4 protein-coding genes are annotated in these 16,701 nt (G+C 76.6%); all 4 read left to right on the plus strand.

What is annotated here, in order from left to right:
• Window positions 1-2 precede the first annotated feature (2 nt).
• The 4 genes from ACH34T_RS03160 to ACH34T_RS03175 all read left to right on the plus strand — a co-directional run bounded on the left by ACH34T_RS03160 (window position 3) and on the right by ACH34T_RS03175 (window position 16,597).
• Window positions 3-10,253 (plus strand): SDR family NAD(P)-dependent oxidoreductase, encoded by a 10,251-nt coding sequence (locus ACH34T_RS03160; RefSeq protein WP_395990404.1) that lies wholly within the window; start codon window positions 3-5, stop codon window positions 10,251-10,253.
• 29 nt (window positions 10,254-10,282) lie between these two features.
• Window positions 10,283-13,537: a type I polyketide synthase gene (locus ACH34T_RS03165; protein WP_395990405.1), complete on the plus strand. Its 3,255-nt coding sequence runs from the start codon at window positions 10,283-10,285 to the stop codon at window positions 13,535-13,537.
• A complete protein-coding gene (locus ACH34T_RS03170; RefSeq protein ID WP_395990406.1) occupies window positions 13,534-15,450 on the plus strand; it encodes an HAD-IIIC family phosphatase in 1,917 nt (638 codons plus the stop codon). The genes ACH34T_RS03165 and ACH34T_RS03170 overlap by 4 nt, the downstream gene beginning before the upstream one ends.
• Window positions 15,451-15,610: 160 nt before the next feature.
• Entirely contained in the window at window positions 15,611-16,597 is a 987-nt protein-coding gene (locus ACH34T_RS03175; protein WP_395990407.1) for an MsnO8 family LLM class oxidoreductase, read from the plus strand.
• The last annotated feature ends 104 nt before the right edge of the window (window positions 16,598-16,701 follow it).

A 16,701-nucleotide genomic window follows, 5' to 3' on the forward strand; every position in this document is an offset into this window, starting at 1 on the left:
CGATGGGCGACGAAGTCAAACTCCGCGACTATCTGCGGCGTACCACCGCCGACCTGCTCAAGGCCCGCGCCCGGGTGGACGACCTGGAGCGGGCCGCGCGCGAACCCCTCGCCGTGGTCGCGATGGCCTGCCGGTACCCCGGAGGCGTGCGCGGTCCCGGCGACCTGTGGGACCTGGTGACCTCAGGCACCGACGCGATCGGCCCGTTTCCCACCGACCGGGGCTGGCGGCTGGACGAGCTGGTCGATCCCGACCCCGACCGGGAGGGGACCACGTACGCGAGCGAGGGCGGATTCCTGGCCTCGGCGGGGGACTTCGACGCCGGGCTGTTCGGGATCAGTCCCCGCGAGGCGCTGACCGTCGACCCGCAGCAGCGGCTGCTGCTCCAGACCGCGTGGGAGACCTTCGAACGCGCCGGTCTCGACCCCCGAGCACCCGGCGACCGCTCGATCGGCGTCTTCACCGGGGTGATGTACGACGACTACGGCTCGCGCCACGTCCGGGCGCCGGAGGGCTTCGAGGGCCTCATCGGCATGGGCAGCGCCGGGAGCATCGCATCCGGCCGCGTCGCCTACTCCTTCGGCCTGGAGGGGCCCGCCGTCACCGTCGACACCGCCTGCTCCTCGTCGCTGGTCGCGCTGCACTACGCCGCGCAGGCGGTGCGGCGCGGCGACTGCCGGATGGCGCTGGCGGGCGGATCGACGGTCATGGCCACGCCGGCGACGTTCGTGGAGTTCTCGCGCCAGCGCGGGCTGTCCCCGGACGGCCGCTGCAAGCCCTACGCCGCGTCCGCGGACGGCACCGGCTGGGCCGAGGGCGTCGGGCTGGTGCTGATCGAACGGCTCTCCGACGCCGAACGCGACGGCCGTCCCGTCCTGGCGGTGCTGCGCGGCAGCGCGGTCAACTCCGACGGGGCCAGCAGCCGCCTGTCGGCGCCCAGCGGGGCCGCGCAGCAGCGGGTCATCCGCGCCGCGCTGGCCGACGCCGGGCTGGCGCCGTCGGAGGTGGACGCCGTCGAGGGGCACGGCACCGGCACCGGGCTCGGCGACCCCATCGAGGCCAACGCGCTGCTGGAGAGCTACGGCCGGGACCATGCCCCGGACGACCCGGTCTGGCTGGGTTCCCTGAAGTCCAACATCGGGCACACCCAGGCCGCCGCGGGCGTCGGGGGCGTGATCAAGATGATCGAGGCGATGCGGCACGGCGTGCTGCCGGCGACCCTGCACGTCGACCGGCCGACCCCGCACGTGGACTGGGACGCGGGCGGGCTGGCGCTGCTCACCCGGGAGCGGGCCTGGCCGGAGCGCACCCGGCCCCGCCGTGCCGCCGTGTCGTCGTTCGGGATCAGCGGCACCAACGCGCACGTGATCCTCGAACAGCCGCCCGTGCCCGCCGGCTCCGCGGAGCCCGTCCGGCCCAGTCCGGGCGGGGTCGTGCCGTGGGTGGTCACCGGCAACACGCCGGAGGCGCTGCGCGAGCAGATCCACCGGCTGCGGGCCTTCACCGCCGCCCGTCCCGACATGGAGCCGGCCGATATCGCGCACACCCTGCACACCGGCCGCGCGGCCCTGCCGCACCGCGCCGTCGCGGTCGGCACCACCCTCGGCGAGCTCGGCACGGTGCTGGAGGCGCTGGAACACGACCTGCCGTCCCCGCGCGGCGCACGCGGCGAGGCCGAGATCACCGGACGGCCCGTGTTCGTGTTCCCGGGCCAGGGCTCCCAGTGGACGGGAATGGCGCGCGAGCTGATCGACGCGAACGACGCGTTCGCCGCCGAACTGCGTCGCTGCGCCGACGCCCTGGCCCCCCACGTCGACTGGGACCTGATCGCGGTGGTGACCGGCGACGATCCCGAACCGCTGGAGCGCGTGGACGTCGTCCAGCCCGCCTTGTTCGCGGTCATGGTGTCGCTGGCGGCGGCGTGGCGGGCCCTGGGTGTGGAGCCCGCCGCCGTGGTGGGCCACTCGCAGGGTGAGATCGCCGCCGCCTGCGTCGCGGGCGCGCTCGACCTGGACGAGGCCGCCGCGCTCGTCGCGCTGCGCAGCCGCGCGCTGGTCGGCATCGCCGGGGCGGGAGCGATGGCCGCCCTCGCGCTGCCCGCCGAGGAGACCCGCCGGCGCATCGGCGACGCCGCGATCAGCGTCGCGGCCGTCAACGGGCCGCGCGCCACGGTCGTGTCGGGCGCCGCCGACACCGTCGCGGAGCTGGTCGCCTCCTGCGAGGCCGACGGGATCAAGGCACGGCGGATCCCGGTCGACTACGCCTCCCACTCCCCGGCCGTGGAGCCGCTGCGCGCCACCCTCCTGGAGCGGTTCGGCGGGCTGACCCCCCGTCCGGCCGCGGTGCCGTTCCACTCCACGGTCACCGCCGGCGAACTGGACCCGGAGCGGCTCGGGGCCGCGTACTGGTACGACAACCTGCGCGAGCCCGTGCGGCTCGCCGAGACGATCGAGGCGCTGGCGCGTGCGGGCCACCGCCGTTTCCTGGAGGTCAGCCCGCATCCCGTCCTGACCGGGGCGCTGCTGGACACCCTGGAGGAGGCCGGTCTCGAAGGGTACGCCGTCGCGACCCTCGCCCGCGACGACGGCGGCCCCGGCCGCCTGCTCACCGCCGCCGGGGAGCTGTACGCGAGCGGCGTGCCGGTGGACTGGACGCCGGTGACGCGCGGCAAGCACGTCGACCTGCCGACCTATGCCTTCCAGGAACGGCGCTACTGGCTGGAGACCAACGCCGCCGACGTGCGGGCCACGTCCGGGCATCCGCTGCTGGCGTTCGCGGTGGAGCCCGCCGACGGGCGCGGCGCGCTGTTCACCGGGACGCTTCCCGCGCCCGCGTCGAGCTGGGCGCGGCAGCATCGCGTCGGCGACCGGGAGGTGCTGGCCGGCGGCGCGCTCGTCGAACTGGCCTTGGCCGCCGGTGAGCGCCTCGGGCTGCCCGCCGTCGACGAGCTGACGTTCCTGGCGCCCGTCGACGTGACCGGCGCGCCGCTGCGCGTCCAGGTGGAGGCGGAGGCCGCGGGCGACGGGGAGGCCGCCGGTTTCTCGATCTACTCCGGCGATCCCTGGCGACTGCACGCGTCAGGGACGCTGAGCGCCCGGGAGGCGCCGGGGCAGCGGTGGGACGCGGACTGGCCACCGACCGGAGCCGACCGGCTCGACGTCGCGGCCGGGTACGCCGGGCTGGAGGAACTCGGCGTCCACTACGGCCCGGCGCTGCGCGTCGTGCGCGTCCTGTGGCGCCACGACGGTGCGCTGTACGCGGAAGTGGAACTGCCGTCCGAGAGTTCCGCCGGCGGGTTCGTCCTGCATCCGGCGCTGCTGGACGGCGCCACGCAGGCGATCGTGCTCGGCCTGGCGGGGGAGGCCGCCGAGCGGGGCGAACGCCCGGCGCTGGCCGTGCCGTTCGGCTGGAGCGGGGTGCGGACGGCGCCCGGCGGTGTCCCGCGTGCGCTGCGCGTCCGGCTGGTACCGGACGCTTCGGGCGGATACGCGCTGACGGCCGCCGACGAGCACGGACGCGTCGTGCTGACCGCCGACGAGGTGGTCGTCCGGCCGACCGCCGAGCTCGGACACGCCCAGGCGGTGCCGGCACCCGCGGTCGCGCTCCGCCCGGCCCGGCGCCGCCCGCCCGGTGCGTCCGCCGCGTCGCCGGAGGCGGGGGACGAGCTAGCCGCGCTGACGCCCGAGGAGAGGGAGGGACGGCTGCTCGCGACAGTGCGGCAGGCCGTCGCCGGGGTGCTGGGACACGAGTCCGAGGGCATGGTCCGCCCGGACCGGTCGTTCCGCGATCTCGGCCTGGACTCCATGACCGCCGTCCGGCTTCGCGACCACCTGAGCCGCATCGTGGGCAGGCGGCTGCCGAGCACGCTCGCGTTCGACCATCCGACGCCGCGCGAGCTGGCCCGCCATCTCGGCGACCTGGTCGCGGACGCGCCCCGCGCCGCCGCCGGCCGCGACCGTCCCGCCGCGGACGAGCCCATCGCGATCGTGGCGATGAGCTGCCGCTACCCCGGCGGGGCGGACACCCCGGAACGGCTCTGGGAGCTGCTGGAGAGCGGCACCGACGCGGTCGGCTCCTTCCCGGCCGACCGGGGCTGGGACCTGGACGGCCTGTTCGACGACGACCCCGACGCACCGGGCAAGTCCTACGCGTCCACGGGCGGATTCCTCTACGGCGCGGCCGACTTCGACCACGACTTCTTCGAGATGAACCCGCGCGAGGCCACCGCCACCGACCCGCAGCAGCGCCTCCTGCTGGAGACCTCCTGGGAGGCGTTCCAGCGCGCCGGGATCGACCCGTCCCGCCTGCGCGGCTCGCGCACCGGCGTGTACGTCGGGCTGATCTACACCGAGTACGGCGGGCGGGCGCAGGCGCGGCCGCGCGAGCACGGCGGCTATCTCGGCACCGGCAGCGCGGGCAGCGTCGCGTCCGGCCGGATCGCCTACACCTTCGGTCTCCAGGGGCCGGCGGTCACGGTGGACACGGCCTGCTCGTCCTCGCTGGTCGCGCTGCACCTGGCCGCGCGGGCGCTGCGCGACGGGGAGTGCGACCTGGCGCTGGCCGGCGGCGCGACGATCATGGCGACGCCGGCGACGTTCGTGGAGTTCAGCAGGCAGCGCGGCCTGTCCCCGGACGGCCGGTGCCGCGCGTTCGCCGACGCGGCCGACGGCACCGGGTTCAGCGAGGGCGTGGGCCTGATCCTGGTGGAGCGGCTGTCGGACGCGCGCCGCAACGGGCACCGGGTGCTGGCGGTGGTGCGCGGCTCGGCGGTCAACCAGGACGGAGCCAGCAACGGGCTCACCGCCCCCAACGGCCCGGCGCAGGAGCGCGTCATCGAGTCGGCCCTCGCCGCCGCCCGCCTGACGCCCGCCGACGTCGACGCGGACGCGGCGCCCGGCACCGGCACCACCCTCGGCGACCCGGTGGAGGCGCGTGCCCTCCTCAACACCTCCGGCGCCGCGCGGGAGCAGGCGCCGCCGCTGCGGCTCGGCTCGCTGAAGTCGAACATCGGGCACGCGCAGGCCGCCGCCGGGGTCGGCGGGATCATCAAGATGGTGAAGGCGCTGGAACACGAGACGCTTCCGCGCACACTGCACGTGGACGCGCCCACCCGCCACGTGGACTGGGATACGGGCGGCGTCGCCCTGCTGACCGAGAACACCCCCTGGCCCGCCGCGGACCGTCCGCGCCGCTTCGGGGTGTCGGCGTTCGGCATGAGCGGGACCAACGCCCACGTCATCGTCGAGGAACCGCCGTCATCGGAGGCCGCGCCACCATCCGCGCCGGTTTCGGGTACGGGGCCGGTGCCGCTTCCGCTGTCGGCCAAGTCCCCGGCAGCGCTGCGCGGCGAGGCGCGGCGCCTGCACGAATATCTCCGGCGGCACCCGGACGTCCCGCAGCGCGCCGTCGCGGCCGAGCTCGTCCACACCCGCGCCCGGTTCGACCACCGCGCCGTCGTCATCGCCGAAGACCGTGACCAGGCGCTGGACGCGCTGGGCGCGCTGGCCGACGGCACACCCGATCCGCGGGTGGTCACCGGCCACGCGCCGCAGGAGCGGCGGCCGGTCTTCCTCTATCCGGGGCAGGGCGCGCAGTGGGCGGGCATGGCGCGTGCGCTGCTCGCCGACTCGCCCGTCTTCGCCGCCCGGATCGCCGAGTGCGCCGCCGCGCTCGACGGCCTCGCCGGACGGCCGCTGCTCGACACCCTCAACGGTGAGCCGGACGACGGGGCCGCGACCTGGCCGGTCGAGGTGGTGCAGCCGCTGCTGTGGGCGATGATGACCGGGCTGACGGCGGTCTGGGAGTCGTTCGGCGTCCGCCCGGCCGCGGTGATCGGCCACTCGCAGGGCGAGATCGCCGCCGCGGCGGCCGCCGGGGCGCTGACCCTTCCGGAGAGCGCGGCGGTGGTGGCGCTGCGCTCGCGGGCGCTGCGTTCGCTGGCGGGAGGCGGCGCGATGCTGTCGGTCGGCACGGCCGCGGAGCGTGTCCGCGCGGTGCTCGGCGGCGTGCCGGGCGCCGTCGCCGTCGCCGCCGTCAACGGACCGGACTCGACCGTGATCGCCGGGGAGCCCGGGGCCGTGCGCGCGGCGCGCGAGGTGTTCGAGGATCAGGGGGTGCGGGTCCGCGCGATCGACGTGGACTACGCGTCCCACTCGCCGCAGGTCGAGGACCTGCGGGACGAGCTGCTGGACGTGCTGCCCGACGTCGCCGTCCCCGAGGCGTTCGACGCCGACGTGTTCTCCACCGTCACCGGCGCCCGGGTCGACCCCGCGGACGCCGGCGGCTTCGGCGGCCCCGCCTACTGGTATGCGAACCTGCGCGGGACCGTCCTGCTCCAGCCGGCGGTGGAGGCGGCGCTGGACGCGGGTCACCGGGTGTTCATCGAGGTCAGCCCGCACCCCGTCCTGGGCATGGGGGTGCAGGAGACCCTCGACGCGGCGGCCGGGGGCGAGCCGGGCGGCGTGTCCGCGGCGCTCGGCGCGCCCGCCGTGTCCGGCACGCTGCGCCGCGTCGAGGGCGGCATGGCCCGCGTCCTGACCTCGGTCGCGGAGGCGTGGACGGCGGGGGTGCCGGTCGACTGGGCCGCGCACCTGGGCGGGCGGACGGCGGGACTGCCGGTGCTGCCCACCTACGCCTTCGACCGCCGCCGCCACTGGCTGGACGCGGCCGCGCCACCGCCCGCGCGCGGCCCCGGGCATCCGCTGCTGACCTCCGTGGTCCGGCCCGCGACCGGCGGCGACCTACTGCTCGGCGGCCGCGTCGCGCTGGACGAGCAGCCCTGGCTCGGCGACCACGCCGTGGACGGCACCGTCATCGTCCCCGGCGCGGTGCTCGCCGAACTGGCCTCGTTCGCCGGTGACCTGGCGGGTGCGCCCCGGGTGGCGGAGCTGACGCTGAGCAGGCCCCTGGTCCTCGACGGCGCCGTGGAGATCCAGGTGACGGTCGGGGGACCCGAACACGACGGGCTGCGTCCGGTCGGCATCCACTCCCGTCCGGCGGACGACCCCGGCCCAGCCGCCCTGGGCCCGCCGTGGACGACGAACGCGGAAGGACTGCTGGGCCCTGCCGGAGCCGCCGACACGACGTTTCCCGGACAGGCCGCCGCGCAGTGGCCGCCCCCGGGGGCGGAGCCCGTCGAGGTCGGGAACCTGTACGCGGACCTCGCCTCGCGCGGCTACGACTACGGCCCCTCCTTCCAGGGGGTGCGCGCGGTGTGGCGGAACGGCACCGACGTCTTCGCCGAGGTGGACGCGGCCGGGCCGTCCGGATTCCGCGTCCCGCCCACCGTGCTCGACGCGGCCCTGCACGCGAGCGGCCTCGCCGCGCAGTCCGCGGACGGCGCGAACGTGCGGCTCCCGTTCAACTGGCAGGGCTTCCAATGCCACGCCGCGACGACCGGGCCGGTGCGGGTCCGGCTGCGTCCCGCCGACGACGGCTCCGTCGCCGTGGACCTGGCGACCGCGGGCGGAGATCCGGTGGCGAGCGTCGCGGCCGTCCGGTTCCGCACGGCCGACGGGACCGTCCTGGCCGACGACGATCTCGTCCACGAGCTGGCGTGGGTCCCGGCCGAGGACGGCCCCGGCCCGCGCCCCCGGGAGGTCTGGGACATGGCGGAGGAGCACCTGGCCGACCTGCCCGCCGTGATCGCGGCGCTGGACGCGGGCGCCGCCCCGCCCGGCGCGCTCGTCGTCCCCGTGCCGCGCGTCCCCGAACAGGAGCCGGTGCCGGACGCCGTCCGGACGGCGGCGCTGCGTGTCCTGGACGTGCTGCGCGGCGCGCTCGCCGAACCCCGCCTCGCCGGGACGACGCTGGTCGTGCACACCCATGACGCGGTGGCGGCGGCTCCGGGCGACCGCGTGTCCGCGCTGCACGGCGCGGCCGTGTGGGGGCTGGTCCGCAGCGTCCAGACCGAGGAGCCGGGACGCGTGGTGCTGCTGGACGGCGACCCGTCCGAGACCGCGTCCGAGATCGCGGTCGCGGTGGGTGAACCCCAGGTGGCGATCCGGGACGGCGTGCCGCTGGTGCCGCGGCTGCGCAGACCGGAGCCGCCGCTGACCGTCCCGGACGCGCCGAACTGGCGGCTGGAGGCGGGCGGCACGGGCGTCCTGGACGACCTCGCGCCGCGGCCCGTCCGGGACGACGCCGCGCCCGGCCACGGGCAGGTGCGGCTGGCCGTACGCGCCGCCGGGCTGAACTTCCGCGACGCGATGCTCGCGCTCGGCATGTATCCGGGCGCGGCCGACCTGGGCACCGAAGGCGCGGGCGTAGTGCTGGCGGTAGGCGACGGCGTACCGGGGCTGCGTCCGGGGGACCGGGTCATGGGCCTGATCTCCGGCGGCATCGGCCCGGAGGCGGTGACCGACCACCGGCTGCTGACGCCGATCCCCGGCGGGCTGAGCTTCGCCGAGGCCGCGACCGTCCCGGCGGTGTTCCTGACCGCCTACTACGCGCTGCACGACCTGGCCGGCGTCCGGCCGGGCGAGAGCGTGCTGGTGCATTCCGCGGCGGGCGGTGTCGGCGGCGCCGCGCTCCAGCTCGCCCGGCACTGGGAGCTGGTCGCCTACGGAACCGCCAGCGAGCGCAAGTGGCCCGCGCTGCGGAGGGCGGGCCTGCCCGCCGAACGCATCGCGGGCTCGCGCGACCTGGGCTTCGCGGCGGCGGTGCGGGCGGCGACCGGCGGGCGGGGCGTCGACGTCGTGCTGAACTCGCTGGCCGGCGAGTTCGTCGACGCGTCCCTCGGCCTGCTCGCCCACGGCGGCCGCTTCGTCGAGATGGGCAAGACCGACGTCCGCGACGCCGCCGCCGTCGCCACGTCCCACGGCGTCCGCTACCACGCGTTCGACCTGATGGACGCCGGACCCGACCGCATCGGCGAGATGCTCGCCGACATCGGCGCGCTGCTGCGGGAGGGCGTCCTCACGCCGCTGCCCGTCACCGCCTGGGACGTCCGGCGCGCGCCGGAAGCGTTCCGGCACCTGGCGCACGCCCGGCACGTCGGCAAGGTCGCGCTGACCCTCCCGCGGCGGCCCGACCCGGACGGCACCGTGCTGATCACGGGCGGGACGGGCGGCGTCGGCGCCCTGCTCGCCCGGCATCTGGCCGAGCGGCACGGCGCCCGGCACCTGACGCTGGTCAGCCGGAACGGCGCCGAGGCCGCCGGCGCCGCCGCCCTCGCCGCGGACCTGGCCGCGCTCGGCGCGCGGGTCCGCGTCGTGGCCGCCGACGTGGGCGACGCCGCCGAGCTGGAGCGCGTCCTCGCCGGGATCCCGGCCGAGCACCCGCTGACGGCCGTCTTCCACGCGGCCGGGGTGCTGGACGACGCCACGCTCGCCGGGCTGACCGCCGAGCGGCTCGACGCCGTGCTGCGGCCCAAGGCCGACGGCGCCTGGCACCTGCACCGCCTCACCAGGACCGCCGACCTCGCCGCGTTCGTGCTGTTCTCGTCGGCGGCCGGGGTGGTGGGCGGCGCGGGCCAGGCCGCGTACGCCGCCGCCAACGTCTTCCTCGACGCGCTGGCGGTCGCGCGCGCCCGCGCGGGACTGCCGGCGACCTCCGTGGCGTGGGGCCTGTGGGAGACGGGCCCGGGGCCGGGCGGCGCGGCGGGCAGTGCCATGACCGGCTCGATGTCGGAGCTGGACCGGGCCCGGATGGCGCGTTCCGGAGTGCTGCCGCTGCCGGCGGGGCGGAGCCTGGCGCTGCTGGACGCGGCGTCCGCCGCCGCCGATCCCGCGCTGGTCGCGGTCCGGCTCGACCGCGCCCGGCTGGCCGCGGGCTCCGCGCTCGCCCCGCCGCTGCGGTCCCTGGTCACCCGGCGGGGGAGCGGGCCGGAGCCGAACGCGCCAGGCGGCGCGGACCTCGCCGGGGCGGTCGCCGCCGCCGCTCCCGAGCACCGCCGCCAGGTGGTCGCCGACGCCGTGGCCGGGTTCGTCCGGGCCGTCCTTGGACACGCCCCCGGCGCCGATCCCGGCGGTGATCCCGGCGGCGCGCGCAGCTTCAAGGAACTGGGCTTCGACTCGCTCACCGCCGTCGAACTGCGCAACCGGATCACCGCCGCCGCCGGTGTGCGGCTGCCCGCGACCGTGGTGTTCGACCACCCCACCCCCGCCGCGCTCGTGGACCACCTCCTCGACCGGCTCGCCCCCGCGTCCCCGAAACCGGAGGCACCGAGACCGGCGCCCGAGCCGGACGAGCCGAGGGCGCCCGAGACCGCCGAGGAACTGCTGGCGTTCATCGATTCCGAATTCCGCTCCTGAGCGACCGTCCTGTGGAGGTGGCGGCCGTCATGGCCGACGAGAAGAAGCTTGTCGAGTATCTGCGCTGGACCACGGAGGAGCTCGCCCGCACCAAGCGGAGGCTGGCCGAACTGTCGGACCCCGAGCCCGTCGCGGTGGTGTCCATGGCGTGCCGGTACCCCGGCGGCGTCCGCACCCCCGAGGATCTCTGGCGGATCGTGGACGACGGCGTCGACACGGTGTCGCCGGCCCCCGCCGACCGCGGCTGGGACCCCGCCGCCCGCGAGCACGCCGCGGCGGGCGGCTTCCTCGACGACGCCGCCGCGTTCGACGCCGCCTTCTTCGGCATCGCGCCGAAGGAGGCGCTGGCGATGGACCCCCAGCACCGGCTGCTGCTGGAACTGGCCTGGGAGGCGATGGAGCGGGCCGGCATCGTCCCGGCGGCGCTGCGCGGCTCGCGCACCGGCGTGTTCGCCGGGGTCATCTACCAGGACTACGCGCCGCCCGCGTCCGCCTCGCCCGCCGACCTCGCGGGCCACCTGATGACCGGGAACGCGGCCAGCGTCGCGTCCGGACGGCCCGCCTTCGCCTTCGGGTTCGAGGGCCCGGCGGTGACCGTGGACACCGCGTGCTCGTCGTCGCTGGTGGCGATCCATCTGGCGTGCGCGGCGCTGCTGCGCGCCGAGTGCGACCTGGCGCTGGCGGGCGGCGTGACGGTGATGTCCACGCCCCGCGTGTTCGGCGAGTTCGCCGCCCAGGGCGGGCTGGCCGCCGACCGCCGCTGCAAGGCGTTCGGCGCCGCCGCCGACGGCGCCGGCTTCGGCGAGGGCGCGGGCCTGCTGATGCTGGAGCGGCTCGGCGACGCGGTCCGCGCCGGGCATCCGGTGCTGGCGGTGATCCGCGGCTCGGCGGTCAACTCCGACGGCGCGAGCAACGGGCTGACCGCGCCGAGCGGCGCCGCCCAGCGGCGGGTGATCGAGGACGCGCTGCGCGCGGCCGGGCTGAGCGCCGCCGACGTGGACGCGGTGGAGGCGCACGGCACCGGGACCCGGCTCGGTGACCCGATCGAGGCGGGCGCGCTCATCGCGGCCTACGGCGAGCACCCGGACCGGCGGGCGCCGCTGCTGGTCGGCTCGGTCAAGTCGAACCTCGGGCACACCCAGGCCGCCGCGGGCGTGGCGGGCGTCGTCAAGGTCGTGCAGGCGTTGCGGCACGGCGTGCTGCCCGCCACGCTGCACGCCGGCGAGCCCTCGCCGCTGGCGGACTGGGCGGCCGGGAACGTGGCGGTGCTGAACCGGCCCCGGCCCTGGCCCGCGGGCGGACGGCCGCGCCGCGCCGGGGTGTCGTCCTTCGGGATCAGCGGCACCAACGCGCATGTCATCGTCGAGGAGCCGCCCGCTCCCGAGCCAGCTCCCGAGCCCGAGTCCGAGCCCGCGCCGCCGGCGGTGCCGTGGGTGATCTACGGCAAGACCGCCGGCGCCGTGCGCGCCCAGGCGGCCAGGCTGCGCGAGCTGCTGCGCGCCGAGCCGCCGCCGGATCTCGCGGCGGTCGCGCGGACGCTCGCCACCCGGCGGCAGCCGCTGGAGTTCCGCGCGGTGGCGGTGGGCCGCGACGCCGCCGAACTGGCGCACGCGCTGGACGCCGCCGCCGATCCCTCCGCCCCCGTGGCGCGGGCCCGCACCGCGCCCAAGATCGCGTTCGTGTTCGGCGGCCAGGGCACCCAGCGTCCGGACATGGGACGCGAGCTGTACGACGGCTTCCCCGTCTACGCGGAGGCGTTCGACGCAGCCTGCGCCGCCCTGGACCGCGCCCGCCAGGCCGCCGGGGGCATGGACGGCGCGCCGCCGCTGCGCGAGGTCGTCTTCGCCGCTCCCGGCACGGACCTCGCGGCGCTGCTGGACCGCACCGACTTCACCCAGCCGGCGCTGTTCGCCACCCAGCTCGCGCTGTGCCGGCTGGCCGAGCACTTCGGCCTCGCCGCCGACGCGGTGGCGGGCCACTCGATCGGCGAGGTGACCGCCGCGCACGTCGCGGCGGCCCTGGACCTGGACGACGCGGCGACGCTGGTGGCGACCCGGGCGCTGGCGATGGCGGCGGCGCCGCCGGGCGGCGCGATGGTCGCGCTGCGCGTCCCGGAGGCGGACGCGCTGGCCTCGCTGGAGGGCCTCGAGGGGAAGGTGTCGGTCGCGGCCGTGAACGGCCCGCGTTCGACGGTCGTGTCCGGCGACGCCGAGGCGGTGCGGGCGCTGGCGGCACGCTGGCGGTCCGAGGGCGCGCGGACCAAACGGCTCAAGGCCGGGCACGCCTTCCACTCCGCGCACATGGACGCGGCGCTGCCCCGGCTGGCGGAGGCGGCGGCGCGGCTGGAGCCGGACGCGCCGTCGGTGCCGCTGGTGTCGAACGTCACCGGCCTGGTCGCGGGGCGCGGCGAGCTGCGCGCGCCCCGCTACTGGGCCGACCAGGTCCGCGGCACGGTGCGGTTCCACGACTGCGTGCGGACGCTGGCCGGGCTCGGCGTGGACACGTTCGTGGAGATCGGCCCGGACTCGACGATGACCACGATGATCGCCGACTGCCTGGCCGGGGAGCGCGGCGAGGCGGTCGCGGTGCCGCTGGTCGGCCGTCCGGACGCCGAGGCCCGCTCGGTGGTCGCGGGGGTCGCGCAGGCGCACGCGGGCGGTGTCGCGGTGGACTGGCGGCGGGTGCTCGGCGATGGCCCGGCGGCCGATCCCGCGTCCGTCCCGACCTACCCGTTCCAGCACCGGCGGTACTGGCTCGCCGCGTCCGGCGCGGGCCCGGCGGCCTCGCCGCGCGACCGGGAACTGTGGCAGGCGGTGGAGGACGCCGATCCCGAGCGCTTCGCCGCCGTCGTCGGCGGGCTTGACCTGCCGTCCGACGCCGTCGGGCAGGTCGTCAGGGCCCTGCGCCGCTGGCACGGCCGGGACGATGACCCGTTGGCGGCGGCGCCCGCCGAGGAGCCGGAGTTCGTCCTCGACGCGCTGCCCGCGGAGGAACGCCCCGCCGCGCTCGCGCGGCTGGTGCTCGACGCGGTCTGCGACGTCCTCGGCCATCCGCCGGGCACGGTGGACGACGGCGACGACCTGACGCAGATCGGCCTCAGCTCGTTCGGGGCGCTGACCATCGCCCGGCGGCTCGCGGACACGCTCGGCCTGGACGTCGCGCCGGGCGCGGTGCTCGACCACAGCACCGCGCGGGACCTTGCGGCGCACCTGCACGGCCGGCTCGACGCCCACCACGACACCCATCACGGCGTCCACGAATTGATCGGAGGGGGACACCGGTGAACGGCTCCGATGCCCGCGCGCGGTTGCGCGCGCTGCACCGCGACGGGACGCTCGCCCGGCGCTTCGACAGGGTGCCGCCGCTGCTGGCCGCGATGGACGACGACGACCTGGCCCGCTCGTCCCGGCTGCTGGCCGGGACGGACCCCGCGCTGATCCGGGAGCACCATCCCGGCCTGCCGTCCGTCACGGTCGCGATCACCGGCCACGGCACCCTCGACGCGTTGCGCACCGCGCTGGTCGGCCGGCTGGCGCGGCACGGCTACGTGCCCGACGTGTGGCTCGCAGGCTTCGACTCCTACGTGTTCGAGCTGGGCGACCCCGGCAGCGAGCTGTACGCGCGGCGGCCCGGCCTCACCGTGTGCGTGCTCGACCACGCGACGGTCTTCGACGAGGTCGCGATCCCCTTCACCGTCGAGGACGTGGAACGGGCGCTGGCGGAGAAACTGGCGCTGTGGCGGCGGCTGGCCGCGCGGTTCGCCGAGAGCGGCTCGGGCACGCTGGTGCTGAACACGATCCCGCTGCCGCGCTTCTGGCAGGCGCAGCTGCTGGAGCACCGTGCGCGGGCCCGGCTCGGAGCGGTGTGGCGGTCGGCGAACGCCGAGCTGCTGGAGCTCGGCGGCGCGACCGGCGGCCGCGTCGTCGTGATGGACCTCGATCCGCTGCTGACCGCCGCCGGCGTGGAGCTGTCCGAGCCGCGCCTGTCGACCTACGCGGGCGCGCACCTTTCGGCGGGGCTGCTGGACGCCTACGCGCGCGAGCTCGTCCACCTCGTCAGGGCGCACACCGGCAGGGCGAAGAAGGTGCTGGCCCTGGACCTGGACGAGACGCTGTGGGGAGGCGTCCTCGGCGACGACGGGGTGGCGGGGATCGAGCTCGGGGACGTCGGCCGGGGCCCCGGGTTCCGCCGCTTCCAGCGGGTGGTGAAGCAGTTGCGCTCCCAGGGCGTGCTGGTCGCCGCGGTCAGCAAGAACGACGAGGAGCCCGTGTGGACCGCGCTGCGCGAGCATCCCGCCATGATCCTGCGCGAGGACGACTTCGTCCGCGTCCGCGCCGACTGGAAGCCGAAGCCCGGCGCCATCGCCGAGCTGGCCGGTGAGCTCAACCTCGGCGTGGAGAGCGTGGTGTTCGCCGACGACAGCCCGCACGAGTGCGCCGCCGTCGCGGCGGAGCTGCCGGAGGTCGCCGTCCTGCACCTGGACCGCGACCCCGCCGAGCACGCCGAGACGCTGCTGGCCGACGGCTGGTTCACCGTGCCCGAGGTGACCGCCGAGGACCGCGTCCGCACGACCCGGTACCGGGAGGAGGCGGCGCGCACCGAGTTCCTGGAAACGGCGGGCGCCGCCGAGGACTTCCTGACCGGGCTGGGCGTCCGGGTGACGCTGGGCCGGGTGGGCGCGGGCGACCTCGCCCGGGTCGCGCAGCTCACGATGCGCACCAACCAGTTCAACCTCACCGCCGAGCGGCTGGTCCAGGAGGAGGTACGGGAACGGGCGGAGGGGACGCGCACGCGCGTCCTGGCGATCGCCTCCGCCGACCGGTTCGGGCCGAGCGGCGTCGTCGGCGCGGTGTTCCTGCGCGCCGGCGGCGACGTCCTGCTGATCGAGAACTTCCTGCTCAGCTGCCGGGTGTTCGGCCGCGGGATCGAGCAGGCGTGCCTGTCGGCGGTGCTCGCCCGCGCCGCCGAGGCCGGGTTCCGCGCGGTCCGCGGCCGGTACCGGCCGACGGCCAAGAACGGCAAGGTCGGGCGGTTCTTCCCGCACTACGGCTTCGCTCCGGACGCGGTGCACACCAAGGACGGCACCGAGGACGGCACCGAGGACGGCACGGTGTACGAACACGACCTGCGGGACATCGTGGACGTCCCGGAGCACCTGTCCCTGGCGACCGAAGGGGAGATCGTCCCGGCGCCGTGAGCGGCCTCGGGGACGGAGCGGAGCGAAGAGCCGGGGGAGGGCGCGACAGCCCGCGACGGCGGCCGCCGCCCGTTGACAGACTGAGGCGACCTCGACTTAACTGGCGGCGGCAACATGAGGCTGCCTCAGGATGAGGACGCGGGTTGGGAGGATTGCGGGCATGGCCGAAGCACTCACGGTCTCGGTGCACGACACGGTGCCGGTCTGGCGCGGCGACACGGCCGGTGACGCGCTGCGGCGCACCATCGATCTCGCGAAGGCGGTGGAGGCGTTCGGCTACCGGCGCTTCTGGGTCGCCGAGCACCACAGCACACCCGCGCTCGCGACCTCCAGCCCGGCGGTGCTGGCCGGGCCCGTCCTGGAGGCGACCCGGACGATCCGGGTGGGCTCGGGGGCGGTGCTGCTGCCCAACCACTCCCCGCTGGTCGTCGCCGAGCAGTTCGGCGTGCTCGCCAGCCTCTACCCCGACCGGGTGGACCTAGGCCTCGGCCGGGGCGGCGGCGGGCCGGTCTCGGCGTCCTCGCGCATGGGCGACCCGCTCCGCCAGGACTTCGCCGCCCAGCTCGCCGAACTCGGCAGCTACTTCGACGGGCGGCGCCGCGACGTGCGCGCCGTCCCCGAGCCGGCCAGGCCGCCGGAGTTCTGGCTGGTCGGTTCCAGCGCCGGCAGCGCCGCGTTCGCGGCCGGTCTCGGGCTTCCCTACGTCTACGCGCACTCCATCGTCGGCGGCGGCGCGGCGGAGGCGCTGGAGGTGTACCGGCGCGAGTTCCGGCCCTCGGCGCACCGGTCCGAGCCGCACGGCTGCGTCGCCGTGATCGTCGTCGCCGCCGACGCCGACGACCGCGCGCAGTCGCTGGCCCGGTCGTTCGTCTACGGGCAGATCCTCATGCGCACCACCGACCCGCAGACCGTGCTGCCCACCGCGGAGGAGACCGCGGCGCACACCTTCACCGCCGCCGAGGAACGGTTCCTGCGGGAGCGGATCGAACCGCAGTTCGTCGGCACGCCCGACCGCATCGCCCCCGCACTCGGCGCCCTGGTGGAGGCCACCCGCGCCGACGAGCTGTTCGTCCTGACGCAGGTGCCCGACCACGAGGCCAGGGTCCGGTCGTACGAGCTCACCGCCAAGATCGTCTCCTCGCTCTGAACCGCGCTCCGGACCGCGCGCCGGTGGCACTTTCAAGGGATTTTTAGCGCCGCCGTGCACGCTGGCACCGCCAGCCCCGATCGGTGCTCCCGGTCAACGCAGCC

The sequence above is a fragment of the Actinomadura sp. 9N215 genome, assembly GCF_044326345.1.
Lineage (GTDB): Bacteria > Actinomycetota > Actinomycetes > Streptosporangiales > Streptosporangiaceae > Spirillospora.